General features: G+C 64.9%; 26 protein-coding genes and 1 tRNA gene. 14 read left to right on the forward strand and 13 right to left on the reverse strand.

What is annotated here, in order from left to right; all coding sequences use genetic code 11:
* Positions 1-55 precede the first annotated feature (55 nt).
* Together ACPEH1_RS03400 and hutC are read left to right on the forward strand one after the other, a co-directional pair.
* Positions 56-1435, forward strand: coding sequence for a formimidoylglutamate deiminase (locus tag ACPEH1_RS03400; RefSeq protein WP_423715240.1), 1380 nt, complete (start codon positions 56-58; stop codon positions 1433-1435).
* 30 nt (positions 1436-1465) lie between these two features.
* Positions 1466-2194 carry a histidine utilization repressor gene (gene hutC / locus ACPEH1_RS03405; RefSeq protein WP_017357338.1) on the forward strand — a complete coding sequence of 243 codons (729 nt, stop codon included), beginning with the start codon at positions 1466-1468 and terminating at the stop codon, positions 2192-2194.
* A gap of 39 nt (positions 2195-2233) precedes the next feature.
* On the opposite strand, the gene ACPEH1_RS03410 is transcribed toward hutC, so the two are convergent.
* The 3 genes from ACPEH1_RS03410 to ACPEH1_RS03420 form a co-directional block, all read right to left on the reverse strand.
* Positions 2234-3217 (reverse strand): restriction endonuclease, encoded by a 984-nt coding sequence (locus tag ACPEH1_RS03410; protein ID WP_423715241.1) that lies wholly within the window; start codon positions 3215-3217, stop codon positions 2234-2236.
* Between the two features lie 199 nt (positions 3218-3416).
* The gene (locus ACPEH1_RS03415) at positions 3417-3911 is read right to left on the reverse strand and encodes a phasin family protein (RefSeq protein WP_017357340.1); all 495 of its coding nucleotides are present in this window, start codon (positions 3909-3911) and stop codon (positions 3417-3419) included.
* A 77-nt stretch (positions 3912-3988) separates the two neighbouring features.
* Positions 3989-4264, reverse strand: a complete 276-nt coding sequence (locus ACPEH1_RS03420) for a polyhydroxyalkanoic acid system family protein (RefSeq protein WP_017357341.1) — start codon at positions 4262-4264, stop codon at positions 3989-3991.
* A gap of 121 nt (positions 4265-4385) precedes the next feature.
* Here ACPEH1_RS03420 and ACPEH1_RS03425 point away from each other — a divergent pair, with 121 nt between their 5' ends.
* The 4 genes from ACPEH1_RS03425 to aroA all read left to right on the forward strand — a co-directional run bounded on the left by ACPEH1_RS03425 (position 4386) and on the right by aroA (position 9044).
* Positions 4386-5186 carry an FHA domain-containing protein gene (locus ACPEH1_RS03425; protein ID WP_017357342.1) on the forward strand — a complete coding sequence of 267 codons (801 nt, stop codon included), beginning with the start codon at positions 4386-4388 and terminating at the stop codon, positions 5184-5186.
* Between the two features lie 96 nt (positions 5187-5282).
* Positions 5283-6368 (forward strand): 3-phosphoserine/phosphohydroxythreonine transaminase, encoded by a 1086-nt coding sequence (gene serC / locus ACPEH1_RS03430; RefSeq protein ID WP_423715242.1) that lies wholly within the window; start codon positions 5283-5285, stop codon positions 6366-6368.
* Between the two features lie 53 nt (positions 6369-6421).
* Positions 6422-7612, forward strand: coding sequence for a prephenate dehydratase (gene pheA, locus ACPEH1_RS03435; protein ID WP_312709059.1), 1191 nt, complete (start codon positions 6422-6424; stop codon positions 7610-7612).
* Positions 7613-7730: 118 nt separating this feature from the next.
* Complete coding sequence (gene aroA / locus ACPEH1_RS03440) at positions 7731-9044, forward strand: 3-phosphoshikimate 1-carboxyvinyltransferase (protein ID WP_017357345.1); 1314 nt, start codon at positions 7731-7733, stop codon at positions 9042-9044.
* A gap of 84 nt (positions 9045-9128) precedes the next feature.
* Here the strand turns inward: aroA and ACPEH1_RS03445 are convergent, their stop codons facing one another.
* Entirely contained in the window at positions 9129-9704 is a 576-nt protein-coding gene (locus ACPEH1_RS03445; RefSeq protein ID WP_423715243.1) for an energy transducer TonB, read from the reverse strand.
* Between the two features lie 136 nt (positions 9705-9840).
* A complete protein-coding gene (locus tag ACPEH1_RS03450; protein WP_136005464.1) occupies positions 9841-10476 on the reverse strand; it encodes an energy transducer TonB in 636 nt (211 codons plus the stop codon).
* 133 nt (positions 10477-10609) lie between these two features.
* Between ACPEH1_RS03450 and serS the strand changes: the two genes are divergently transcribed.
* Positions 10610-11890 (forward strand): serine--tRNA ligase, encoded by a 1281-nt coding sequence (serS, locus tag ACPEH1_RS03455; RefSeq protein WP_017357439.1) that lies wholly within the window; start codon positions 10610-10612, stop codon positions 11888-11890.
* On the opposite strand, the gene ACPEH1_RS03460 is transcribed toward serS, so the two are convergent.
* Positions 11815-12150: an SH3 domain-containing protein gene (locus ACPEH1_RS03460; RefSeq protein WP_423715244.1), complete on the reverse strand. Its 336-nt coding sequence runs from the start codon at positions 12148-12150 to the stop codon at positions 11815-11817. The genes serS and ACPEH1_RS03460 overlap by 76 nt on opposite strands.
* Positions 12151-12374: 224 nt before the next feature.
* Complete coding sequence (locus tag ACPEH1_RS03465; RefSeq protein WP_026071002.1) at positions 12375-12956, reverse strand: FMN-dependent NADH-azoreductase; 582 nt, start codon at positions 12954-12956, stop codon at positions 12375-12377.
* A gap of 121 nt (positions 12957-13077) precedes the next feature.
* Here ACPEH1_RS03465 and ACPEH1_RS03470 point away from each other — a divergent pair, with 121 nt between their 5' ends.
* The 4 genes from ACPEH1_RS03470 to ACPEH1_RS03485 all read left to right on the forward strand — a co-directional run bounded on the left by ACPEH1_RS03470 (position 13078) and on the right by ACPEH1_RS03485 (position 16207).
* The gene (locus tag ACPEH1_RS03470) at positions 13078-14070 is read left to right on the forward strand and encodes a LysR family transcriptional regulator (protein WP_017357441.1); all 993 of its coding nucleotides are present in this window, start codon (positions 13078-13080) and stop codon (positions 14068-14070) included.
* Positions 14071-14151: 81 nt separating this feature from the next.
* A tRNA-Ser gene (locus ACPEH1_RS03475) sits at positions 14152-14241 on the forward strand.
* Between the two features lie 84 nt (positions 14242-14325).
* Positions 14326-15801, forward strand: coding sequence for a site-specific integrase (locus tag ACPEH1_RS03480; protein WP_152153301.1), 1476 nt, complete (start codon positions 14326-14328; stop codon positions 15799-15801).
* 187 nt (positions 15802-15988) lie between these two features.
* On the forward strand, positions 15989-16207 hold the full coding sequence (locus tag ACPEH1_RS03485) for a hypothetical protein (protein ID WP_152153298.1): 219 nt from the start codon (positions 15989-15991) through the stop codon (positions 16205-16207).
* Between the two features lie 78 nt (positions 16208-16285).
* Here ACPEH1_RS03485 and ACPEH1_RS03490 read toward each other — a convergent pair whose 3' ends face one another.
* Entirely contained in the window at positions 16286-16579 is a 294-nt protein-coding gene (locus ACPEH1_RS03490) for a hypothetical protein (protein ID WP_152153378.1), read from the reverse strand.
* A gap of 163 nt (positions 16580-16742) precedes the next feature.
* Here ACPEH1_RS03490 and ACPEH1_RS03495 point away from each other — a divergent pair, with 163 nt between their 5' ends.
* Positions 16743-17357 (forward strand): hypothetical protein, encoded by a 615-nt coding sequence (locus ACPEH1_RS03495; protein WP_152153296.1) that lies wholly within the window; start codon positions 16743-16745, stop codon positions 17355-17357.
* Between the two features lie 689 nt (positions 17358-18046).
* Here the strand turns inward: ACPEH1_RS03495 and ACPEH1_RS03500 are convergent.
* The 3 genes from ACPEH1_RS03500 to ACPEH1_RS03510 are packed head-to-tail and all read right to left on the reverse strand — an operon-like array spanning position 18047 to position 19519.
* Complete coding sequence (locus tag ACPEH1_RS03500; protein ID WP_153165309.1) at positions 18047-18400, reverse strand: hypothetical protein; 354 nt, start codon at positions 18398-18400, stop codon at positions 18047-18049.
* Positions 18397-18702 carry a hypothetical protein gene (locus tag ACPEH1_RS03505; RefSeq protein WP_152153292.1) on the reverse strand — a complete coding sequence of 102 codons (306 nt, stop codon included), beginning with the start codon at positions 18700-18702 and terminating at the stop codon, positions 18397-18399. Before ACPEH1_RS03505 ends, ACPEH1_RS03500 begins: the two co-directional genes overlap by 4 nt.
* A 40-nt stretch (positions 18703-18742) precedes the next feature.
* Complete coding sequence (locus ACPEH1_RS03510; RefSeq protein WP_152153290.1) at positions 18743-19519, reverse strand: hypothetical protein; 777 nt, start codon at positions 19517-19519, stop codon at positions 18743-18745.
* A 106-nt stretch (positions 19520-19625) separates the two neighbouring features.
* On the opposite strand from ACPEH1_RS03510, the gene ACPEH1_RS03515 reads away from it, so the two are divergent.
* Together ACPEH1_RS03515 and ACPEH1_RS03520 are read left to right on the forward strand one after the other, a co-directional pair.
* Positions 19626-19952 carry a helix-turn-helix domain-containing protein gene (locus ACPEH1_RS03515; RefSeq protein ID WP_152153288.1) on the forward strand — a complete coding sequence of 109 codons (327 nt, stop codon included), beginning with the start codon at positions 19626-19628 and terminating at the stop codon, positions 19950-19952.
* A gap of 86 nt (positions 19953-20038) precedes the next feature.
* On the forward strand, positions 20039-20467 hold the full coding sequence (locus ACPEH1_RS03520; RefSeq protein ID WP_152153286.1) for a hypothetical protein: 429 nt from the start codon (positions 20039-20041) through the stop codon (positions 20465-20467).
* Positions 20468-20868: 401 nt separating this feature from the next.
* Here ACPEH1_RS03520 and ACPEH1_RS03525 read toward each other — a convergent pair whose 3' ends face one another.
* Both ACPEH1_RS03525 and ACPEH1_RS03530 read right to left on the reverse strand, forming a co-directional pair.
* Positions 20869-22449: a sensor domain-containing diguanylate cyclase gene (locus ACPEH1_RS03525; RefSeq protein ID WP_423715245.1), complete on the reverse strand. Its 1581-nt coding sequence runs from the start codon at positions 22447-22449 to the stop codon at positions 20869-20871.
* A gap of 453 nt (positions 22450-22902) precedes the next feature.
* On the reverse strand, positions 22903-24441 hold the full coding sequence (locus ACPEH1_RS03530) for an EAL domain-containing protein (RefSeq protein WP_423715246.1): 1539 nt from the start codon (positions 24439-24441) through the stop codon (positions 22903-22905).
* Positions 24442-24501: the final 60 nt, after the last annotated feature.

Consider the following 24501-nt stretch of genomic DNA (forward strand, 5'->3'; position numbering starts at 1 on the left):
CCACATTGGTGTATATGTCTATACAATATAGGCGCCTCTTCCGGGATGTCCAGTGATGCCAGCCAACCCCGCTCCGCTGCTCGTTTTCCACGCCGCCCACGCACTGCTGCCCAGCGGCTGGGCGCGTGATGTGCGCATCGCCTGCCAGGGCGGCACGCTGGTCGAGGTGACCGCCGGGGTGCCGGCGCAGCCTGGTGATACCGCACTGGCGATCGCCGTGCCGGGGCTGGGCAACCTGCACAGCCACGCCTTCCAGCGCGGCATGGCCGGCCTGACCGAGATCGGCGGCAACAGCGGCGACAGCTTCTGGAGCTGGCGCGAGCTGATGTACCGCTTCCTGGCGCACCTGCAGCCGGACGCGGTGCAGGCCATCGCCGAACAGGCCTATGTGGAGATGCTCGAATCGGGCTTCACCCGCGTGGGCGAGTTCCACTACCTGCACCATGCCGCCGATGGCACCCCGTACGCGGACCGTGCCGAGATGGCCGCGCGCATCGCGGCGGCCGCACAGGGCAGCGGCATCGGGCTGACCCTGCTGCCGGTGTTCTACGCGCATGCCGACTTCGGCGGCGTCGCGCCCAACCCGGCCCAGCGCCGCTTGATCCACGATGTGGACGGCTTCGCCGAACTGCTGCAGGGCTGCGCGCACGCGCTGCGCGGCAGCGACGATGCCGTGCTCGGCATCGCCCCGCACAGCCTGCGCGCGGTCACCGGCGACGAACTGGCCGCGCTGCTGCCGCTTACCGCCGGCCCGGTGCACATCCACATTGCCGAGCAGACCCGCGAGGTCGATGCGTGCGTGGCGTGGAGCGGCCTGCGTCCGGTGCGCTGGCTGTACGAGCATGCCCCGGTGGACGCGCGCTGGTGCCTGGTACATGCCACCCATGTGGATGCCGACGAAGTGCAGCGGATGGTGGCCAGCCAGGCCGTCGTCGGGCTGTGCCCGATCACCGAGGCCAACCTGGGCGATGGTCTGTTCCCGATGCAGGCCTTCGTGCGCGCCGGCGGCCGGTTCGGCGTTGGCTCGGATTCCAACGTGCTGATCGATGCGGCCGAAGAGCTGCGCCTGCTCGAATACGGTCAGCGTCTGCACGTCCGCGGGCGCAACGTGCTGGCCCCGGGCGACGGCCAGTCCAGCGGGCGCTGGCTGTTCGAGCAGTCGCTGCGCGGTGCCGGGCAGGCGCTGGGCGTGGCCACGGGGCTGCAGGTGGGCGCACCGGCCGATGTGGTCGAGCTGGACGCCGCGCACCCGGCGTTGATCGCGCGCGAGGGCGATGCGTTGCTTGACAGCTGGGTGTTCGCCGCACGTAATGGCGCGGTGCGTTCGGTGTGGCGCCAGGGGCGCCAGCTGGTCGGCGAGGGCCGCCATCTGCAGCGCGATGCTGTGGCCGCCCGCTTCGCCAACGCCCTTCGTACTGTTCTGCAGGCCGGCTGACCGCCGGCCGCGCCCTCCCAGGAATCCCGCGTGACGGGCAAGAAAGCACCGACCCTCAACCAGCGCATCCGCGCCGATCTGGAGAGCCGCATCCTCAGTGGGACGTGGCCGCCGGGATTCCGTATTCCCTATGAGCACGAGCTCATGGAGCAGTACGGCTGTTCGCGGATGACCGTGAACAAGGTGCTCACCGCGCTGGCCGAGAGTGGCATGATCGAACGCCGCCGCCGCGCCGGCTCCTTCGTGGCGCGGCAACCGCCGCACCTGGAACAGGTGGCGCTGGAGATTCCCGATATCGCAATGGCGGTCGGCGCGCGTGGCCACGCGTACGGCTATCAGCTGCTCGAGCGCGCCTATCGCGCCCCGCGCGCCGAGGCCGACGAAGAGGTGGCGCTGGCCGGCGGCGAGAAACTGCTGGCGATCCGCTGCCTGCACCGTGCCGATGGGCGGCCCTTCGCGTTGGAGCACCGCCTGATCAGCCCGGTCGGCGTGCCCGAGGTGCTGGAGGTGGATTTCGCCACCACCGCGCCGGGCAGCTGGCTGCTGCAGAACGTGTCCTGGACGCGCGCCCAGCACCGCATCAGTGCGTGGGGCGCCGACGACGCCGCTGCCGCGCTGCTCGAGGTCAAACCCGGTACGGCATGCCTGGTGATCGACCGCCTGACCTGGCGCGGTGAGCAGCCGATCACCTGTGTGCGGCAGATGTTCCTGGGCGATGCCTGGGACCTGGTGGCGCGTTTCTCACCGGGCGCGCGCTGAGGCTGCGCGCGGCGCGGCCCTCGACCCTGCTGCGGTGCTTCAGAGCGTGGCGCACTGGCGCCAGCGGACCGGCTCGTCCACACCGGGGCGTGGGTTGAGCTGGATGCGCACGGTGCGCAGTGCCGGATAGCGGGTCACCTCGGCGCAGATCAGCGGCCACACCTGGTCGATCTCGCCGGTGCGGTTGATGGCCAGCGTCTGCCGCGTCAGCCAGATGCCGCTCGCCACGCCGGGCTGCCCGGCGAGGGCGCGCGACAGTTCCTGCTGATAGCGGTCCAGGGTGGCAGTGTCGGGGTTGGCCTCCATTGCCGGCGCCGGCGGGGCCGGTGCGGCGGTGACCGGCGCAGGTGCGGGGGCCGGGGCAGGCATTGCGGCAGGGGCCGGCGCCGGGGCCACGGCCGGCGGGGCCACTGCTGCGCCATGCTCCAGGCGCGAGGTCAGGTAGCCCATGCCCACCAACAGGCCCAGGGTCAGCGAGCCCAGCGCAGCGATCGAAATCCGGCGGATCGCCTCACGACGCGCGCCGGCCTGCACCCGCGCTTCCATGTCGCCGGGCAGGTAGGGCTTGAGCAGCGGCCACAGCAGGTGGCCGTCGAGCACTTCCACACCCTGCTTCTCGGCGGCCAGGCGGCCATCACGCTCGACCCGGCCCTCGGTGATCAGGACGCCGCCACGGGCACCGGCCAAGCGCGCGGCGGCGCCCAGCTCGTTCACCGCGGCGGTGCCGATCCGGTAGGCGCGGCCGTGCTTGCAGGACACCAGCCAGCGGTGCTGGCCGTCGTCCATCATGAAGTCGCTGCGTGGCTCACGGCTGTCGTCAGCCTCGCCCGGCACATCCTTCAGGCCGCGCTGCTCGCGCATGGCCCGGCGCACGATCTCGGAGAAATCCCGCCAATGCATCCCTGCCAGCGCGTTCAGCCCGAGCTGGGTCTCCTTCTGCCGCCGCTTGACCAGCCACAGGTAGGCCGTCGCCAGGAACCACACAATGAGGGCCAGCAGCAGGGCCAGAATCCAGGAGAACATTAGATGCTTGATCTGAACAGGGAAGAACGATCAACAGTTTATATGTGCCCACCCGGCTGTGCGGTGTGATGCAAGGCACAAAAAACCCGCCAATCCGTAGCCGTGAGGGGAGGGAACAAACGGCGAAGAAGCGATTGGCGGGTCGATCCGGATTGTCAACAAAGTCCTGCTGCTTTGCAACAATCGCAGTGGCGGGCGATCAGGGGGGCGATCCCGGCGACTGGTGGCTGCCCGGCGACGGGTCCGCATTGGGCGAGGCGTTGCGGCTCTCGGCGCGGTTGACGCGTGCGGTCAGCGCATCGATACGGGCGTTGAGCGCGGCCACATCCTCGGCCGTGGGAATGTTGAGGCGCTTTAGGACGCCTTGGACACGGTCATCGAAGGCCTTCTCGACCTTGTCCCAGGTCCCGGCCGCCTTTTCGCGCGCATCGCCCAGGTGTTCTTCCACGCTGTCGCGCCAGCGCGGCGTGTCGCCGGCCTGTTCACGGTTGCGGGCTTCAAGGGTTTCGCCCTCCTTGACCAGCGTGTCGAACACGCGGCTGCCTTCGGCCTGTGCACGCCCGAACGCGCCCAGCCCGGCCAGCCAGACCTGGTGGGCTGACCCGGTCAGCCGGCGCGAGAAGCGCTCGGCCTGGTCCTGCAACGAAGGCTTCTCGCCCGGGTTGCGCTCGTCGAATTCGTCGTGTGCATTCATGCTGCGATCCCGTTGGTGGACTCCTTGGGATCGTAATCACCCCGACCGTTGCGGCGGGGTGATGGCGTGCCGCCGGTTCAGCCGAGCTTTTCCTTGAGCACGCGCTGGATCTCGCTTTCCACCATGCCCTTCATCGCCGAGAGCAGGAAGCCCAGCTTGGCGGTGACGTGCACCTGGCCGGGCAGCAGCGCGATCGCGCCATCCACGCCGGAGCCGGAGAAGTTCAGCACATCGCCCAGCCAGTTGGACTGCAGCCCGAAGCGCTCGGAGAGCTTGGCCGCCACATCCTCGATCGCCTGGCGTGCGCCGTCGGCGGGAAGGGAATGTGCGTGGCGGATATCGATGCTGGACATGGGGGCTCCTGGCGGACCGTGGCAGGGAAAGGGGGTGCATTGTGCGCATCCTGCGCGCCAACTCCAAGGTCTGCGTCACACTTCTTCTTCCCTGACAGTCAACCTGCTAGGCTTTCGCCGCGTGCAGAACCTGCGAGTCCACTTCACCCATCGCCAACATCCCGACCAGCCCCTGCGGCCCGGGGTGCATCGCATCGTGCGCCACGCCTCGGGCACCGTCCGGCTGGCCGACGACAGCCCGGGCACGCTGCTGCTGGCCCAGTTCTGTCTGGACGACCGTGGCCTGTGGCTGCAGGTCGCCACCGGTATCCGTGGCATCCACGTCAACGGCCGCCCGGTCCGGCGCATGGCATTGCTGCGTCCCGGCGATGCGGTGTATGCCGACGGCGTGGAGATGGTGGTGCAGGGCGAGTGCGAAGCGCTGGCCCAGGCACCGGCGCGCAGCGACGAGGGGGGCGACGACCCGCGCCTGCTGCGTGGCGTGGGCGGCCAGCACCACGGCCGCAGTTTCACCCTCGACCGGCCGCGCGTGATCGGCAGCAGTGTCGAGGCTGACATCGTCATTGACGATCCGGCCTTCGCCGAGCAGCACGCCCGCCTGGAACGCCACGGCGAGCGCCTGTTGCTGCGCGACCTCGGCGCGGGCGAATCCACCCGGGTCAACGGCATCACCGTGCGGCACTGCTGGCTGCAGCCCGGCGATCAGCTGGTGTTCGATGCCCAGCACCGTTTCGTGCTGGAAGTGCCGCACGACGGCCGCCGACGCGCAGTGGAGGCGGAGGAGGACGAACCCCTCGACGCGCCGGCCGATGCCGATGTCGCCACTACCCGGCCGCGCGTGCAGCGCTGGCCGTGGCTGCTGGCCAGTGCGGTGCTGCTGGCCGGTGCGATCAGCGGGCTGCTCTGGTTCGGCGCGCGCTGACCGATAGATTCGTTTGCAACCAAATTCGCCTTGTGCGGCAAGGCCTAAAGCCTGGTGCGCTGCGGCATACTAGGGGTCTTGCCCCATAGGTGTGACATGACGCGCGCGTTCAATTTCAGTGCCGGCCCCGCAACCCTGCCGGAATCGGTCCTGCGCCAGGCGCAGGCGGAGATGTTGGAATGGAACGGCGCCGGCGCCTCCATCGTCGAGATGAGCCACCGCGGGCCGGAGTTCATGGCCGTGGCCGCGCAGGCCGACGCGGATCTGCGCCGTCTGATCGGCATTCCCGACGACTACGCCGTGCTGTTCCTGGCCGGTGGCGCCACCACCCAGCAGGCCCTGCTCGCGCTCAATTTCGCCGGCCCCGGGCAAACCGTGGACTACGTGGTTACCGGGCACTGGGGCAAGACCGCCATCAAGCAGGTTGCCCCCTACGTCAACGTCAACGTCGCCGCCAGCAGCGAAGCCAACGGCTTCCACGACATCCCGGCGCGCGACAGCTGGCGTTTGTCCGATGACGCGGCCTACGTCCACATCACCGCCAACGAAACCATCCACGGCGTCGAGTTCCGCGATACGCCGGACGTCGGCGACGTGCCGCTGTTCGCTGATTTCAGCTCGTCCATCGCCAGCGAGCCGCTGGACGTAAGCCGCTATGGCCTGATCTACGCCGGTGCGCAGAAGAACCTCGGCCCGGTCGGTGTGTCGGTGGTGATCGTGCGCCGCGATCTGCTCGAACGCACCGGTCAGCCACGCGCCGACATCTTCGACTACCGCTCGCACGTGGCGCGCGATTCGATGCTCAACACGCCGCCGACCTGGAACTGGTACCTGGCCGGGCTGGTGTTCCAGTGGATGCTGGCCGAAGGTGGCGTGGAGGAATTCGCCCGCCGCAATGCCGCCAAGGCGGCGCTGGTGTACGGGGCCATTGATGCGTCCGGCGGTTTCTACCGCAACGACGTAGTGCCGGCGGCACGCTCGCGCATGAACATTCCGTTCTTCCTGCCCGACGACACGCTCAACGCGCGTTTCGTCAGTGACGCCAAGGCGGTCGGGTTGCTGGCGCTGAAGGGGCACAAGGCGGTCGGCGGTATCCGCGCCTCGCTCTACAACGCCATGCCGGTGGAGGGCGCCCGCGTGCTGGCCGCGTTCATGCGCGATTTCCAGCAGCGCCACGGCTGAGTTCTCACGTTTCGACCGGGGCGCCTGCCGCCCCATTGCACCTGGAATCCCTGATGGCCAAACAACCCGCCAAATCCACCGCCAAGGCCGCCGCCACGCCCAAGGCCACGCCCAAGCCCAAGCCCAAGCCCAAGGCCGCGTCCAAGCCTGATGGCGCGCTGCCGGCGCCGGTGCTCTCGGACGTGCGAGCCAAGATCGACCATATCGACCGCAGCATCCAGGCGTTGATTGCCGAGCGCGCGCAGTTCGCCCACCAGGTCGGCAAGGCCAAGGGCAAGCTTGCCGCCGCGGTGGACTACTACCGCCCCGAGCGGGAAGCGCAGGTGCTGCGCATGGTGGTGGACCGCAACGAAGGCCCGCTCAGCGACGAAGTGCTGGTGCATGTGTTCCGCGAGATCATGTCGGCCTGCCTGGCCCAGCAGGAGCCGCTGAAAATCGGCTACCTCGGTCCGGAAGGCACGTTCAGCCAGCAGGCCGTGCTCAAGCATTTCGGCCGCTCGGCGCTGGGCCTGCCGTTGGCGAGTATCGAGGAAGTGTTCCAGGAAGTGGAGGCGGGCAACGCCGATTTCGGCGTGGTGCCGGTCGAGAACTCGGGGCAGGGCACCATCCAGATCACCCTGGACATGTTCCTCACCTCCAACCTGAAGATCTGCGGCGAAGTGGAACTGCGCGTGCAGCAGTACCTGATGTCGCGCAGCGGCCGGCTGGATGATGTCGAGCGCGTGTACGGCCATCCCCAGTCGTTCATGCAGACCTCCTCGTGGCTGCGCGCCAACCTGCCCAAGGCCGAAAGGATTCCGGTGTCGAGCAATGCCGAAGGCGCCCGCCGTGCCCGCAATGCCGACGATGCCGCCGCCATCGGCGGCGAGAGTGCCGGGCACGTGTACGGCCTGAAGAAGGTCGTCACCAAGCCGATCCAGAACGACGCCGACAACACCACGCGCTTCCTGGTCGTGGGCCGCACCATCTTCCCCACGTCCGGCCACGACCGCACCTCGGTGCTGGTGTTCATCCACGACAAGCCTGGCGCCCTGTTCGACGTGCTCAGCCCGTTCGCGCGGCACGGCATCAGCATGAACCGCATCGAATCGCGCCCGTCGCACAATGCCAAGTGGGAGTACGGCTTCTTCATCGACCTGGCCGGCCATATCGACGACCCGGCGATGCAGGCCGCGCTGGCCGAGCTGGAAGCGCACTCGGCGCAGATCAAAGTGCTGGGCTCGTACCCGGTGGCCGTGCCCTGATTGATCCGCGTCGCCGCGTACCGCGCGCGACGCACCGGCCCGGCGTCGCGCGACGCCGTGGCTGCTCCCTCCGAACCACGCCGCGCGCCGTGCGCGCGGCTGCCACACAGGACCGACGATGACCGTTTCTCCGTACTGGATCGCCTACAAGGGCCAGCCCCTGCAGGGCAGCCTGACCATTCCCGGCGACAAGTCGGTGTCCCACCGCGCGGTCATGTTCGCCGCGCTGGCCGATGGCGTCTCGCGCATCGATGGTTTTCTGGAAGGCGAAGACACCCGTGCGACCGCCGCGATCTTTGCGCAGATGGGCGTCCGCATCGACACCCCGTCGCCGTCGCAGCGCATCGTGCACGGTGTCGGTGTGGATGGGCTGCAGGCGCCCACCGCGCCGCTGGACTGCGGCAATGCCGGCACCGGCATGCGTCTGCTGGCCGGCGTACTGGCCGCGCAGCGCTTCGACTCGGTGATGGTCGGCGATGCATCGCTGTCACGCCGCCCGATGCGCCGCGTCACCGGCCCGCTGGCGCAGATGGGCGCGCAGATCGCGACCGAGGCCGACGGTACCCCCCCCCTTCGCGTGCAGGGCGGCCATACGCTGCACGGCATCGACTTCGCCTCGCCGGTGGCCAGCGCACAGGTCAAATCCGCCGTGCTGCTGGCCGGTCTGTATGCGCAGGGCGAGACCTCGGTCAGCGAACCGCACCCGACCCGTGATTACACCGAGCGCATGCTGCGCGCGTTCGGCGTGGACATCGCCTTCTCGCCGGGCCAGGCCCGCCTGCGCGGCGGCCAGCGCCTGCGCGCGACCGATATCGCGGTGCCGGCCGACTTCTCCTCGGCCGCCTTCTTCCTGGTCGCCGCCAGCATCATTCCCGGTTCCATGCTGCGCCTGCGCGCCGTTGGCCTGAATCCACGCCGCACCGGCCTGCTGGCCGCGCTGCGTCTGATGGGCGCGGATATCGTCGAGGAAAACCATGCCGAGCATGGCGGCGAAGCGGTGGCCGATCTGGTCGTGCGCCATGCCCCGCTGCATGGCGCGGAGATCCCCGAAGCGCTGGTGCCGGACATGATCGACGAGTTCCCGGCGTTGTTCGTGGCCGCGGCCGCCGCGCAGGGCAATACCGTCGTGCGCGGTGCCGCCGAACTGCGGGTGAAAGAGTCCGATCGCCTGGCCGCGATGGCCACCGGACTGCGCACGTTGGGCGTGCAGGTGGACGAAACCGACGACGGTGCCACCATTCACGGCGGTGCCGTGCTGGGCAGCGGCACCATCGAAAGCCACGGTGACCACCGCATCGCGATGGCCTTCGCCATCGCCGGCCAGCTCAGCGTTGGGGAAGTGCGCGTCAACGACATCGCCAACGTCGCCACGTCCTTCCCCGACTTCGACGGCCTGGCTGCCGGCGCGGGTTTCGGGCTGCGCCAGGGCTGATCCGACCGCGTACACACGGTGGCATCCGCCCCACGAAAAAGGGAGGCCAACGGCCTCCCTTTTCGTTACGCACCACCGCCTGCATCAGCGCTCGGTGCGGAAATCCACGGGCACACGCACCACGCTGGCCACAGCACGGCCATTGTGCATCGCCGGCTCGAACTTCCAGTCGCGGACGGTGCCCAGGACCGCACGGTCCAGATCGCGGTCGCGGGTGCCGCTGCGCTGCACGATGCTGGCATTGGTCACCTGGCCACGTGTATCCACGTTGAGGCTGGCCACCACGCTGCCTTCCACGCCGCTGCGCAGAGCGCTGCGCGGATAGGCCGGCTTGGCATTGCTGGCCAGCGGGCGCGCATCGCGGTTGCGTACCGCCGGGGCCGCCTTGCGCTGTTGCGTGGCGTTGGCCGGGGCCGCCTGGCGCGGGGCCGGCGCGGTCGTGGCTACCGGGGTTTCGGTGGCAGGCAACATGCGCTCACCGACCGGCGGCGCGGCGGGTTCGCCCGGCGCGGCATAGCGCAGCCAGACCAGCGCGGCGGCAAACATCGCCACGATCAAGGCCATCCACAGCCAGGGCGACGCACGCCGGCGGCCAGGTTCATCGATGACGTCGCGCTGCTGATGCGGCGAAGCATGCATTTCCGGATGGATAACACTCATATCGGACTCCTGGTGTCGTTGCGACACCCGCAGTCTTGCCCGGGCCCGGTTCCGGATGTGTCAGCGCAACGTCAACGCGGCGACTGCATTGCCGACGGGGTTCAGCTTGCTGAGCCGTTATGCAACCGCCGCCGTGTTACTCCTGCTTGAAGTCGAACGGCACTTCAATGCTGCCCGGCACCGGCTGGCCATTGCTCTGCGCGGGTTGGAAGCGCCAACGGCGCACGGCGTCGGTGGCCGCGCGGTCAAGGTCCCGTGAACCGCTGCGCTGGATGATGGTCACATCCACCGGCGCGCCGGTCGCATCCACATCCACGCGCACCACGACGCTGCCACTCTCGCCCCGGCGCAGCGCGCCCGGCGGATAGCTCGGCGGCGGCGACTGGTCGGCGATCGGCATCGGGCGGTCGCCGGCGGCCATCGCCACCGGGGCTGTTTCCGGCGCCGGCGCTGCCGGGGCGGCGGCCGGCGGCGGAGGCGGTGCGGTTTCCACCAGCTGCGGCACATCCTCACCGGCCGGCGGCGCCTTGGCGTCGGGCATGTCGCTGGAGCCGGCCGCTGCGGGCAGGGGTTCGGGCAGCGGCTCGATCTCGGCCACCTGCTGCGGGGTCTGCGCGGGGCTGGCCTTGTAGAAGTCGTTGTTGCGGCTGCTCAGCCATACCACCAGGAACAACAGCAGGCCGACGCCAAAGGCGATGCCCGCGATGATCAGACTGCGACGGGGCAGGTGGAAGGTGATGTTCTTGCCAGACGAAGAGCGGGAAGCGGACATGAGCCATACCGTTGTGAACCCCCCGATTCTGCCACGGACCCGCTGACTGGCGCGTGTCATGGGCCTGCAGGGCGGCAGAAATCCGCATAACAGGCGATAATCCCCCTCCAGACCCGCAGACCTTTCCCACGCCATGCTCGATCCAGCCCTGCTCCGCCAACAGCCCGCCGACCTTGCCGAACGCCTGCGCACCTCGCGCGGTTTCGAGCTGGATGTCTCCGCGCTGGAGTCGCTGGAAGCTGACCGCAAGCGCATCCAGGTGCGCACCCAGGAGCTGCAGAGCCTGCGCAACAGCCGTTCCAAGGCCATCGGCCAGGCCAAGGCAAAGGGCGAGGATGTGTCGGCGATCATGGCCGAAGTGGCTGCCTTCGCCGATGAGCTGAAGGCCTCCGAAGTGGCCCTGGACGAGCTGCGCGAGAAGATCGAAGCGATCGCGCTGGGCCTGCCCAACCTGCCTGCCGACGATGTGCCGCCCGGCAAGGACGAATCGGACAATGTCGAGGAGAAGCGCTGGGGCACCCCGCGCAGCTTCGACTTCCCGGTGCTCGACCATGTCGAGCTCGGCGCCCGCAATCAAGGGCTGGACGCGGAAACCGCCGCCAAGCTGTCCGGCGCGCGCTTCACCGTGCTGCGCGGGCCGCTGGCGCGTCTGCACCGCGCCCTGGGTCAGTTCATGATCGACCTGCACACCGGCACGCACGGCTATGAAGAGACCAACGTGCCGCTGCTGGTCAACGCAGATTCGCTGCGTGGCACCGGCCAGCTGCCGAAATTCGAGGACGATCTGTTCAAGACCGCCGTTGGCGAGTCGACCCGCTACCTGATCCCGACCTCGGAAGTGCCGCTGACCAACATCGTCCGCGACGAGATCGTCGATGCCGACCAGTTGCCGCTGCGCATGACTGCCCAGTCGATGTGCTTCCGCGCCGAAGCCGGCAGCGGCGGCCGCGACGTGCGCGGCATGATCCGCCAGCACCAGTTCGAGAAGGTCGAACTGGTCACCGCGTGCCGTCCCGAGCAGAGCGAAGACGAACACCAGCGCATGACCCGCTGCGCCGAAGTGGTGCTGGAGACGCTGGGCCTGCCGTACCGCAAGGTGCTGCTGTGCACCGGCGACATGGGTTTCTCGGCGGTGAAGACCTACGACCTGGAAGTGTGGCTGCCTTCGCAGGAGACCTACCGCGAGATTTCGTCCTGCTCCAACTGCGGCGACTTCCAGGCGCGCCGCATGCAGGCCCGCTGGCGCAATCCGGATACCGGCAAGCCCGAGCTGCTGCACACCCTCAACGGGTCGGGCGTGGCGATCGGCCGCGCGATGATCGCGGTGATGGAGAACTATCAGAACGCCGACGGCAGCATCACGGTCCCCGACGCGCTCAAACCGTACATGGGCGGCATCGAGACCATCGGCTGATCCACGAAAAACCCGCCAACATCCACATCCAGCTCGCGCGCGCAGTACTCCTCCCGCGCGAACGCCTGCTGCTGCGTATCGCGCCCGATCACCTGCGCCGGCACCCAGCCCGGTTGCTGGCCTGCTGCCTCGCACAGATACCAGTCGTCCCATCCTTCGGGCCCCTGGTAGCGTTCGCCAACCACCAGCACGTCGCCACGGCTCAAGGTGATCGGCTGGGGAAACTCGCTGCGGTGGGAGGCAACAACGGTGTAGCGCATGTACGGGAATCCATTGCGGAGGAACACAAAGCCTACCCGCAATCACCCGTAGAGCCGGGTCCCACCCGGCTGCTCTACCATCGCGCGCCACCAAAAAAACCTCCCAGAAAAAAGATGGCCCCAAAAGGGGCCATCAGGCGCGGCAACCGGCAGGGGAGAGAGAACCGGTTGCCGCGCACCACACCGTCACGACGAGGGGGAGGGGACGGGATGGGTCGAACGACTCAGGCCGCGGCGAGCGCCTGCGGCTGCGGCAGCGCGGCCAGCGCACCGGCGATCGCATCGGTGCGGTGCTGCGGCGAGTAGGCGATGCCTTCGGCGCGCACGAACTCCACGTTGTCGATGCCGAAGAACGCGAACACCTGGCGCAGGTACGGGTCCTGGAAATCGGTCGGGGCACCGGTGTGCAGGCCACCGCGGCTGCTGGCCACGATCACCCGCTTGCCACCGGCCAGGCCCACCGGGCCGTTCTCGGTGTACTTGAAGGTGCGGCCGGCCACGGCCAGGCGGTCGATCCACGCCTTGAGGGTGGAGGCCACGCTGAAGTTGTACATTGGGGAGCCGATGACCACCACGTCAGCGGCCAGGAACTGTTCCAGCACCTGTTCGGCATCGGCCGCTTCGGCCGCGTCGGTTTTGGCCAGCGAGCTGCTGCGCAGGTGGGCAACCGGCTGGGCGTCGAGGTCGCGGTAGCTGACCTCCAGATCCGGCACCTGGTCGCGCCACTGCTGGACCACGGCGGCCGACAGCTGGCGGGAGACGGAGTTGTCGCCAAGGACGCTGGCGTCGATGTGAAGAAGCTTCATGGCATGTACCTTGTTCTGGGAGAGGCGGTAGACGCCGCCGACGGAGAACACGATAGGTTGTTGCTAGTTTGGGATAAAGGTGGTTGAATGCCACGTATTGTTCTAAATCTGGAACTTCGGAATGCACGACCTCAACGATCTCTACTACTTCGCGATGGTGGTGGACCACGGGGGCTTTGCCGCGGCCGAACGCGCGCTGGGCATCCCCAAATCCCGCCTGAGCCGCCGTATCAGCCAGCTGGAGACCGACCTGGGCGTCCGCCTGCTGCAGCGCTCCACGCGCCGGTTTGCGGTCACCGACGTCGGCACCAGCGTCCATCGCCATGCCCAGACCATGCTTGCCGAGGCCCAGGCCGCACGCGAGGTGGTGGACCGCCTCAGCGCCGAGCCGCGCGGCGTCGTGCGCGCCAGCGTACCGGTGTCGCTGGCGCAGATGCAGCTGCCCAAGCTGCTGCCCAAGTTCCTGGCGCAGTACCCGAAAGTGCGGCTGCAGCTGAACATCAGCAACCGACGCGTGGACATCATCAATGAAGGCTACGACGTCGCCCTGCGCGTGCGCTCGCGGCTGGATGACGACGGCAGCCTGGTCATGCGCAGCTTCGGCCAGGTGCAGGAACTGCTGGTCGCCAGTCCCAAATACCTCGACCGCGCAGGGCGCCCCAAGGACCCGGACGAACTGGCCAACCACGTCACCCTGAGCATCAGCGAAGACGAAGCCCGCCAGCGCTGGGAGCTGCACGGCCCGGAAGGCGCGGTGCGCCGCGTTGACCTGCAGCCGCGTGTGGCCGGCTTCGATTTCCCGCTGCTGCAGAGCATGGTCAAGGACGGTTTCGGCATCACCATGCTGCCGGAAACCGTGTGCGCCGAAGCCGTGCGCAATGGCGAGCTGGAAGTGGTGCTGCCGGACTGGTCGCTGCCGCAGGGCATCTGCCACGCCGTGTTCGCCTCCCGCCGCGGCCTGCTACCGGCAGTGCGCGTGTTCATCGACTTCCTCGCCGAACACCTGCCGCCCCAGCTCGAAGCCTCGCGCCTGGACTGCGGCGGCGCCTGCGAGCGCGCCAAGGAGAAGATCAAGGCCAGCGCGCTGGGTGCGCTGGCGGTGGATGCCGGCTGAGCCGCATCACGGGCGGCCTTGGGAAAACCCGGCCGCTCATGCGAGAATACGCGCCCGGCGCAAGGCCGGCGCGCGACATACGGAGAGATGGCCGAGCGGTTTAAGGCACCGGTCTTGAAAACCGGCGAAGGGTCAAACCTTCCGTGGGTTCGAATCCCACTCTCTCCGCCAATCACGTATAAATCATTGATTCTAAAAAAGAACTTTTGATGTGTCCTGATTGGTAGACGGAAAGCATGCAGAGGCGACAATCGCATGCGTATCCCTCACCATTTGAGTCGGTCCGAGACCGGTCGCTGGTCTTTCGTCCAGCGTGTTCCCGTCGACCTTCAAGCCGTGCTCGACTGCCGGCTGATCAAACGAACCCTTCGAACGAAAGACCTGGTTCAGGCCCACGTGCGTGCGGTCGTGCTGGGCGCAGGCTATGCTCGGCTCTTCGCACAGTTGAAGGATCAACGCGTGGCCAAGCTCAGCAAAACGGATGCTGACCTTCTCATTGATCGTTTGACGAGCGCTGAGAACCTGCGCGAACTCACGTTGAACCGCACCCGGGCGACGGACGGGACGGTCACGGAGCAGTGGCAGATCGACAGTCCGAAGGACTTGAAGCTCTACCGGCAGTTGATGGAGCTGGAGGCCATGGCGGCAACGCTCCAGCAGCCTGAAGCAGCCCACCGGGGGCCGGCCCGCGAGATATGGCCACAGGCGACCCGAGCATCTGCAGCACCACCGGCCCAAGCGATCGAGACGATCGCCTTGGGAAAGGCGCGAGATGCGTTCCTGGCGACGCTCAAGTCCTCAACCCTCCCCAAGACCTACACGATCAAGAAGACGGCCATCGAGGCATTGGTGGCCTTCTTGGGGCCGAAGGCCAAGGTCCACACCATCACGCGATCGGACTTGGCCCGTTGGTATCAGGACATGCGGGAGAAGGGGGCGTCCACGCCCACCCTGACGAACAAACAGTCCTATATCGGCGGCAAGGGCGGCTTTTTCGAGTGGGCCATGGCTTCTGGTCACTACCCGCGGGGTGACAACCCGGCTTCGGGCCATGTGAGCTACTCCCAGCGCGAAAAGCGCGCCCGGAAGAAGCTGGGCTTCAAAGCTTACGATCGTGCGCAGATTCAAGCCCTGTTCGCTCCTGAGGCGCTGGCCAAACTGTCCGAATCGGCCCGCTGGGCTTCTCTCATTGGGCTCTACACCGGTGCCAGGGCGTCGGAGGTCGGTCAGCTCCTCATCAAGGACGTGTTTGAGGAGGACGGTATCCCGTGTATCCGGATCTCAGACGAGGGCGAGCACCAGAAAGTCAAGACAGAAGTGAGCCTTCGCACCGTGCCGCTACATCCCGAATTGCTCAAGATGGGACTCTTGGAGTGGGTCGACGGGAAGCGTGAGGCTGGTGAGACAAGGCTGTTCCCGGCGGCCAAGGCCACGGCGGTGAACGGGCAGGGCAACTGGATCACCAAGGCGTTTAGTCGGCACCTTTCCGAGGTGGGGAGGGGCTGGGAGCCTGCTAAGCGTGGATTCCATTCGCTCAGGAAGACGTTTATCCAGGAGTTGCAGGGGGCTGGCGTGGTGTCTGAGCTCAGGGCGCAGATCGTCGGGCACGAACTTGATGACGAGCATCATTCGACATACAGCCGTGCTTTCACGGTGACAGAAAAGCTGAGAGGTCTGGGAAAACAGTCAGTGGGGTTGAAAGCTCTGCGCCTTCTCCCGAGGAGGCAATGAGCTTCAAGTAGCAAGGCAAGACCTTATTTTGACTAACAATATTTAAAGGGCAGGCCTATATGAAACGTATCTGGAAAAATGATGAGCAGATTAAAGGGTTTGCAGGAATCCTTGACAATCTCTCAGTTGTTGCTATTGCTGCTTGGGTAATCCCGTTCTTCGGGTTCAACCAAGAAGGAAAGACCACATGGATAATGTTCGCAATCTCTCTCGCGGGGGTCGGCTGCGCCTATGGGGCGTTTTGCTTGCGCAAGTTGCTACGTTCGTAAGCTGCGCACTTGGATGGGTTGCCTTCCCTGAGATTGCTGCGCTGCTCGTGCCGACGTTAATCATCACTTTGGTAGTCATTTCTGATGATTTGATGGTTGTAAAGGCGATGAACAATAGACGACTTAACACCCATTGAGTCGTGGTCCATGGTAAGACGATGAAGCATGAAGGGCCCTCAGTCGGGGCCCTTTTTCCACGTCACATGCTTACTTGATTAAAGCTGAGGGACGGTAATCAGCGAATAAAGCACAAGCAGGAACATCAGCAACCCACTCAACAGCCCGAACACCCAGAGCGCGCCTAGCTGGGTCGGCGAGGCCATGACCCACCGCTGCCACCAAGCGAACCCCGTGTCCGTGGCTTGGGTCACACGCGCCTTGACCGGATGCCCCAGGGTCGCCTTCCGGCTTGCGCGTCCGGCGATGAGCAGCCCGACGACGAATCCGAAAGGTCCCAAGAGGAGCAAGGCTCCCGAATACCACCAGAAGAAACGGTCTCGCGGGATCATCAGCTTCCGAGCTGCGGGGTGCGGATGGGTCTCCTTGGTTCCTGTCGGCCGAAGGGGCGCGCGGACCCATAGCTCGATGCCTATCAGCGAGTAATGCAGGGGCATCTATGGACAGTTTGGGCGGGCCGACGATAGCCTTCTTCTTTCGGCTAGGGACCCTCCCATGAGCATCCTCAATGTGTTGCTACGCGCTGACCAGCTGCTCGTCGCGGTCGATACGTGGGCCGAGGACGCACTGACTCAGAAGTCGTCGGCGGGCGCCAAGCTGCTGCTCATCCCGCAACACAATTTGGTGCTGGCCAGTCGTGGCTCCGCCCAGTTTTTCTTGAAGATCTACGAGCTGTGCCTTCAGGCCAGCTTCCGCGCGGATTTCACGATGGAGCAGCTCATGGCCGAGCTGGGTCTAGTCATGGATCATCTTTGGCCGAACTACCTTCAGGCGGCTGAGGACGCGGGCATGTCGAGGGGCATCTTGCACAGCGAGCTCGTTCTGGGCGGCTGGTCGCCGAAGAACGGCCGGATGATGGCCACGGCCTATGCCAAGGATGCGGGCGGTGGTCCGGCACGGGTGCAGCCATTGGAAGGCGGTATGGCGTCGCCTGGGGAGCCGCTGCGTGGGCGTCCGGACAGCTTCGAACTTGAGGCCGTCCTGGAGGCCGGCCACCTGCAGGCAGCCTACCTCAACGAGAGCGTGGGTCGGACCGTGGCTGGGGGACGGCTGCTGGTGGCAGATCTGCGCAACGGACAGGCGATCATCACCGATGTGGCAGCAATCTGATGCTAGGACGCCATCAGCCGATCTGGTTCAAGCCAATCCGGCGTCCCTTGCGAACGCATGCGCCGAAGCCCTCGCTCATACTCGCGGCGGGGCGACCAAGCCACAAATTAGGCCCGTTGCAAGGTAGCTACATCCATCTGAGGTTCAGTCCCTCCGCGTGCGAGCCAAGAATTCATCGAAGTGCGCATTGCTGATGACTTGGCGAGTCCCGCAGCCCCGGCAATAGAGAATCGCACCCCCAGTAACGATTTCCAGATCCGGGGAGTCGGTGGCGTCCACCAGTCGCTCGCAACTCAGGCAGGTCGCTTTCACCGCGGTGACCCTACTTACCAGGCCACTTTCGCGGTCAGAGTCGGCGGACGCATGGCGTAGGAGGAAAAGGCCTGTATATGGCATTTCGCGGTGGCCTCTCGTCGGGCTTCGACGAACTGGCGTGGAGTAGACACCTTGGCAAGTTTGCCAACGGTGAGTGTTCGGTCAACTCTGTGTCGTCGTCTGTGAAGACATCGAGCCGCGCAGCAGCTGTTGGCTTCTTTCCATTGGTGTGCTTGTGTCTAAGCCCTCCCGTCACGCCGAGCTCTCGGGGTTCACGGCGTGACGTTGCGCAGGCTAAGGGCGGGGAGGGGTGGGTTACCGGCCCGGCAACCGAGTGCACCGAGACCGGGCGAACTTTGTCTGGCCCCGTTTGCTCACCCGTTAGCCAGCTGCGCCCAAAGCACCAAGGCCAGCATCGGTAGCGCTTGGAGCAGCACGAGCGTCCCGATCCCGCCAAGGAGGGTCAAGAGTCCCATGATCCACCACTGCCCGACGTTGAACCCCACATCGCGCTGCCGAGCCGCGTAGGCTTCTTGGGGATATGCACGTTCGGCGCGCCCGGTCATGTAACTGGCCCCCAGCGGGCCGACTACGAACCCCAATGGCCCCAGCATGATGAGCGAGCAGGCATACCACGCGAAGAAGCGGCTTCGCGGCGTCATAAGCCTTTTAGCCCGAGGCTCTACCTTGGTGCCGTCAAAGCGCCGGGAGGGAGACTGAGTCTTCATTGGACGTAGGCCCTCCAAGCGCCGTCGACCTTCGCATAGCGCAGGTTTTTGTCGACGGGGAGCGGAACTCGGTTGCCCATCACGTCCATCACGACGGTGCCTCGGGTATCGCACCGATAGCCGTCCGTCTCCTCCGCCGGCGTGCACCCCGTCAGGGTGAACCCATCGATCATGACGATAGGCGCCGATGCGCTCTGAGCCATCAGGTCAGCCAGTGCCTGCTTGGCCTCCGCTTCGGAGGGCTTACCGCTGCAGGCAGTCAGCGTGAGGGCCGCCGCAGCGGCCAGGATCCATGCTTTCATGTCGTTTCCCTTTTGGTGAGGGCGCAAGGCCCGGGGTGCTTCAGCGGTCGCGGTTGCCTTCCGGCTTGAACCCGGCGATCCACATGCGGCCATCCCTAAATGGGGTCAGGATTCCCGACGGGCCCGGGTGGAGGTCCGAGGTCTGAATGAAGCCGCTAACCCAGGCAGCGCGTAGCGCGACCTCGACTGCACGGTTGGCCACGGCATCCCGGCTCACGTTGACCTGGAACGGCTGCGCCGGCGGGTTCGGTCCGGTCGACCGCTGGGTGCCGGTGTTCGGCTTGCTCGGCAGGACCCGAATGCCGCGCAGCGTGTCTTTGCCCTTCCAAAGGGCCGCGTCGTTGAGTTCGGCCACCTCACCGAGGTCGTCGGTCTCCCTCAATGGGGCATCCGAGCACGCCTTGAACGTCTCGGTGGTCGAGACGGTGGAACTGGTCCAAATCCGGGCCTCAACGGTCCAGCACGGCATAGAGGCGCCCCATTCCTGAAACGTCAACGCGACGCGGGGCCAATCGAGCTTTCCCAGTTGGGCCTGTTGGTGGTTGTCCGACCTGAAGAGGTTGGGCAGCTTGCTGGCGCCACTGATCGGGGTGTAGATCGCACCAGGGGCACCATCGGTCTTGAAGCCGCCCTGGGCCGGCTTCACGCCGACCATCTGCTGCCCGGCGTTCTTGAGGCTGCTGCCCAACTGCCGGAAAAAGCCCGGCTTGTTAGGAACCTCTTCCTGCTCAGGGTGGCTTTGCGCGCCTGCGCCTTGGGCGGCCAAAAGCAACGCCGCAGCCAAGCTGGCGGCCATCCTTGTCTTGATCTTCTTCATGAAAACGCCTGTCGTTGGTCGGGAGAGTGCTACATTTCACGAAGAGTCTGCCATGCATTGAGGGACCAAGTCATGCTGTCTTCCCAAGTTTTCAACATCTGTTCACGTGCCCAAGGCTTCCCCCCGTTCGCTATTTGCCGCTCGCCTGAAGCAGGCCAGAGAGCTCCGCGCCATCCCAAGCCAGCGCGCGCTGGGGGTGCTTATGGGGCTTGATAAGAAGCTGGCCAGCAGCCGAGTGAACCGTTACGAGAACGAGACGAGCGGCATCGATCTCGATGCGCTGGGCAAGCTGGCGGACACCCTGGAGGTGCCGATGGCCTACCTAGTGGCTAAGGACGATCACACCGCCGACGTAATTTTGGCGTTGGAGGAGCTCTCCCCAGAGGAACGGGCCGAGGCGGCGCTCTGGTTGCTGAAGAAGATCAAGCGGTAGGGATGGCCACGGTCACGTCGGACACGCGCCGGGCCCATAGGCCGCGGTCCGAGAGCCATACAATCTAACCAAGAAGGATTCTGTGCATGGAAGCAAAAGCGGAAGCACTGGGTTGGGGCAAGGCATATGCGTCGAACCCTGACTTCAAAGCGATCTTCGACGAGATGCATGAGGCCGTGGATGGCCTGCCTCCGCTGCTGCTAGTGCGCGGGCAGGAGCTTCCTTTTCCTCAACTCCACCACGCATGCCTTGAAGCGGATTTGGAGCTGGTGACCGCACTGTTGGACGCGGGCCTTGCAGCCGACACGTATCCTTGCACTGAAGACGAAGACGATGAGCCGGCCTTGGTGTGGCTGGCGCGAGACGAACTTTTGAGCAGCGATGAAAAGATCATCGTCGCAACGCTGTTGCTTGACCGCGGGGCGGATGTCAACGAAGGCGGTGCACTTGACCACGCGAAGGAGGCGGAGGAAGAGTCGTTTGTGGAGTTCCTGGTGCGCCGCGGAGCGGAGTGAAGTGTTGATGCTCCTGCTTCAAGCGGTGCTGAGGCGCGTGGTGAGAGGGAGGAGCATTGCTTGCCATCAATTGGGCGTTAGCAACGGAGTGGCAACGTCATCTCCAGCGCCGGTCAAGAGGAGAGCGCTTATCGAGCTAAACCTGTTGGAGTTCAACCGGCTGGAGTTCAAAGCGATGTGCCGCGGCGGGAGCCGACTATGCAAGGATCTATCGGGGTTTCAAATCCTTGCCGAGCAAACTCTGCATCATGCCAAGGCGGATACTTTTCGCATGAGAACTGGGCAATGCTGGCCGCGACAGCCAAGAGCTTGAACAGGCGTCATGTCCATCGGAGATCCATGGTCGCCGCAGGAAACCAGGCGCAGTTAGCCTAGCCCAGTTGCGGCCCCGCCTTCTGACTTCAACGATCCGTTCTTCTGCGGCGGTAGGTCACCACCCGATCTCGTCCTTCTCCCTTGGCCTTGTACAGAGCTTTGTCAGCCTGCCGAATGGCATGGTCGGCATCCTCGTGCGTCTCGGGGAAGTGGCTGATGCCCATTGAGGCGGTAATGCTGCCGACGATGGGGAAGCCGTGATCGTGAATGCTTTTTCTAAGCCTCTCGGCAACGAACTCGGCGACTTCCGCGCTGATGTCTGGCAGCAATAGCAAAAACTCTTCTCCACCAATCCTGCAAAGAATGTCTTCCACCCTTGAGTTCTGTCGCATCAAGTCTGCCACGCCGGCAATGACCACGTCGCCGGCCTCATGTCCGTGGATATCGTTGACGTTCTTAAAGTGATCAATGTCCAGCGCGATGACCCCAAAGCGGGTATTGGAGCTCGCCAAGATCTCCAGTGCTCTTTCCAAGCCGCGCCGGTTGAGCAAGCCCGTAAGGGGGTCAGTCAGTACTGCGCGATCCAGCCGACCAATCCGATCGTTGAATGCGTTGAAGCTGATGAGCACGGCCTTCTGCAGTTGGTCCGCCTCGTAATACCAAGTGTCCACGGCCGTCACCGTCGAGATGGCTTGTGATACGTCGCTGTTCTGCGCGGTGGACGCAAGTTGCCAAAGGGGGCGCGCGATGCGGCGGGATACGATCCAGATCAAGAGCAGCGACAGCAATCCCAAAGGTGCCGCGTTCAAGAGGACCAGGTTCGTCAAGCGCTTGAGCGGCTGAAGGGTAGCCTCTACGGGCCGCTGCGAAACGATGCCCCAGTGGACTGCGGGAATGGGGGCATACCCTGCCAACATGTGCACGCCGTGGCTGTTAATCGTCGGCATGGCGCCGGCCTCCCCGCGCGAGACCGCTCTGACCACCTCATTTTTCAGGGCGGACTGGCCGACCCGATCGGGCTCGGGGTGATACAGAAGCTTGCCGTCTTGACCCACAACGTAGAGATACGAGCCATCCTTGTAATAGTGCGTTCCAAGGAGGGTGTGAAGGACATTGGGCTCTTTCAGGTGGATGGACGCGCTGATATAGCCTTGGTAGGTCCCCGACGGGTCAAAGATGGGCTGGGAGATGGTCAGCACCAACTTGCCGGTAGCAGAAACATACGGGTTGCTCACCAAGGGCGCGCGGCTGGCGATTGCTAAGGAGTTTGCCAAGCTCGAGAGCACCCGGCCTTCGATCTGGGGCAAGGCGGGGGAGGCCGCCCTCACAAGCCCCTGGCGGTCTACCACGATCACCGAGTTGAACGCGTTGGTCTGGGACTGTAGCCGATGTGCCTCAGATGCGCCGATTTCCGTATCAATGCCGCTTGTCCCGATGACGCGCGCGCTGTAGTCAAGTTGCTGCTGCGTTGATACCAAGAAGTTGTGGGTGGTCTGCGCGAGCTTGTGGGCGTAGACCCGGTTGGACTCAAGGGCGCTGGCGATGAGTTGCTCGCGTTGAACCTGGTAAGCAGCAAAGACCGCGTTTGCCAACATGACCCCCGCTGACAAGAAGGCCAATCCGACGATCAGGCGTTGTAGGTTGAGGTGCCTTGCAAAATGCCGCATGCGGCCTGCGTCCCTTCTTGGTCAAATGGCGCCAGGGCGAACAATTAGAGTCCACCGCAAAGCGTCTGGCGGAACTCCGTCAGTTCGGGCCACCTTAAGCGTACGGTGGACAGCTGGGGGTGAACAGCCGTCCTTCGAGCATTCTGAAAAAAATTCGTGATTGAACTCAAGGCTTAGTTGCCCCCAGCGCTTGGGAACCCGCCAAGGCAGCAGGCATTGGCGTTTTGCGTTCCCGCTCTTCTGCAGCAACAAAAAAGCCGCGCCCACTGGTCACGACGGCCTGGGTAGGAACGTCATTGCCGAGACGTCACCGCAGCCTACTGAGGGGAGAAGGGGCGGGCAGGCAATCCAGGGAGCACAGCTGGCCTTGCTTTGTGGCGGACTTTGCAAAGCTGATAAGGATGTTTGCAGCATCGGTGTGGAAGCGATGTGGAGGGCCGGTGAGCAGGGCATTTAGGCTCCTTCGCTAGCATCGGCCGGAAGCAGCGCTTCCAAGCTGTCGGCCCTCACCGGTTTGCCGAAGTACCAACCTTGCCCGATGCCCTTTGGGGCCAAGTTTCGGAGCAGGCTTGCCTCGGCATGCGTTTCGATTCCTTCAATAGTGACGTCAAGATCCAGCTTGAGCGCTAACTCATAGACGGCCGGCAATACCGACCGAAGCGGTGAATCGGTCGTGATTGCCCCCGTAAACAGCCGATCAATCTTGATGCCGTTGAAGCCGGTCCGTGCCAAATGTGAGAAGTTGGAATGCCCCGTCCCAAAATCATCGATGAGGAATCGGAACCCGGCTCTTTGAAGCGCTGCCATGTTGTCGAAAAACTCGGGCGTCACGATGTCGTTGCGTTCGGTCACCTCGAAGCAGATCTGGGACGGCAGCAGGGAACGCCCTGAAACCTGGCTACAGGCGTAACGGGGAAACGACGGGTCAGCGATGTCTTCCGGTTCCACGTTAATGCAGACGTACAGCTCCTGATCCGAACATAGCAATGGTTGGATTTCGTCGAGCGATGTCGCAAGAACATACCGCGAGAGCAGCGGACCAAATCCGTTGACCTGCGCCAGCGGCACGAAGATATCGGGGCCGATCTCTTCGTTGGCCGATGCATGCCATCGGCAAAGCGCTTCGAAGCCAACCAAGCTGCCGTCGGAAATACGCCGTAGCGGCTGAAAGACGATCGTTAGCTCCCGATTCTGGATGGCGCTTAGCAATCGCTGGTCCAGGCTCCTTTCTAAGTTTCGGTATCGCACAGCTAGCCACCCCAGGCAGAGGCCCATGATCAAACCCAGCCCCGTAAACCAAGCCAACAAGTGGGGGGGAAGCGCCCACAGGCCGGTGCGTGGGGAAGTCACGGTTGCACACACCCCCGATATGTCGCTACATACCGCCCGTTGAATTGTGTCCTTCCGGCCTGCGCGGACCGCACGTGGGTCTGGGTCTACGGCTTTAAACGTGTAGGCTCCGTTGGCGGTGGTGACCACGATGGTGCTCGTCCGAGAGGGATCAACGTTGTCGAATGCAGAAGGAGAGGTGACTGTGGCGACGTTCCCTCGGACGACGACGTTGGTGCCCACATAGGGTGAATTGCTCAAATCGGACGATCGCCAGATCCGCGCCCCATTCCGCTCAAACCGTGGGGGAGGAAGCAACATAGGCTCCTTCAGAAGTCCCCACAGGGCGGTGCAGATAATTTCGCCATCCCTGACTTTGCCCACGTCGCTCATGTAGCTCGAGCCAAAGGCAATAGATTTCAGATTGCGCAGGTCATCTTCAGAGCAGTCGTCCCCACGTTCTGCTTGGGCTTTCACGGCGGCCGCAGAGCTGCTTCTTGCTATGACCTCGGCCTGGCTCAATGCCAGCTTGGCGGCCCCAGTGGCGCGCTCGAGGTCTTGGACGTACAAGACGGCCTGCGTGATCAGGAGCGTCGTCAGCATGGACAGCCCAACGGCTGCTGCCAAAGCCAAGCCATCGTGGGTTCTGTTGCGTTTGCGCATCTATCTAAGCCTTCGGAAGCAATGGCTGTGCTTGGAGGTACTCGCCAACGCTGATATTTG

It is taken from the genome of Stenotrophomonas sp. NPDC077421, assembly GCF_049545505.1.
GTDB lineage: Bacteria > Pseudomonadota > Gammaproteobacteria > Xanthomonadales > Xanthomonadaceae > Stenotrophomonas > Stenotrophomonas nematodicola.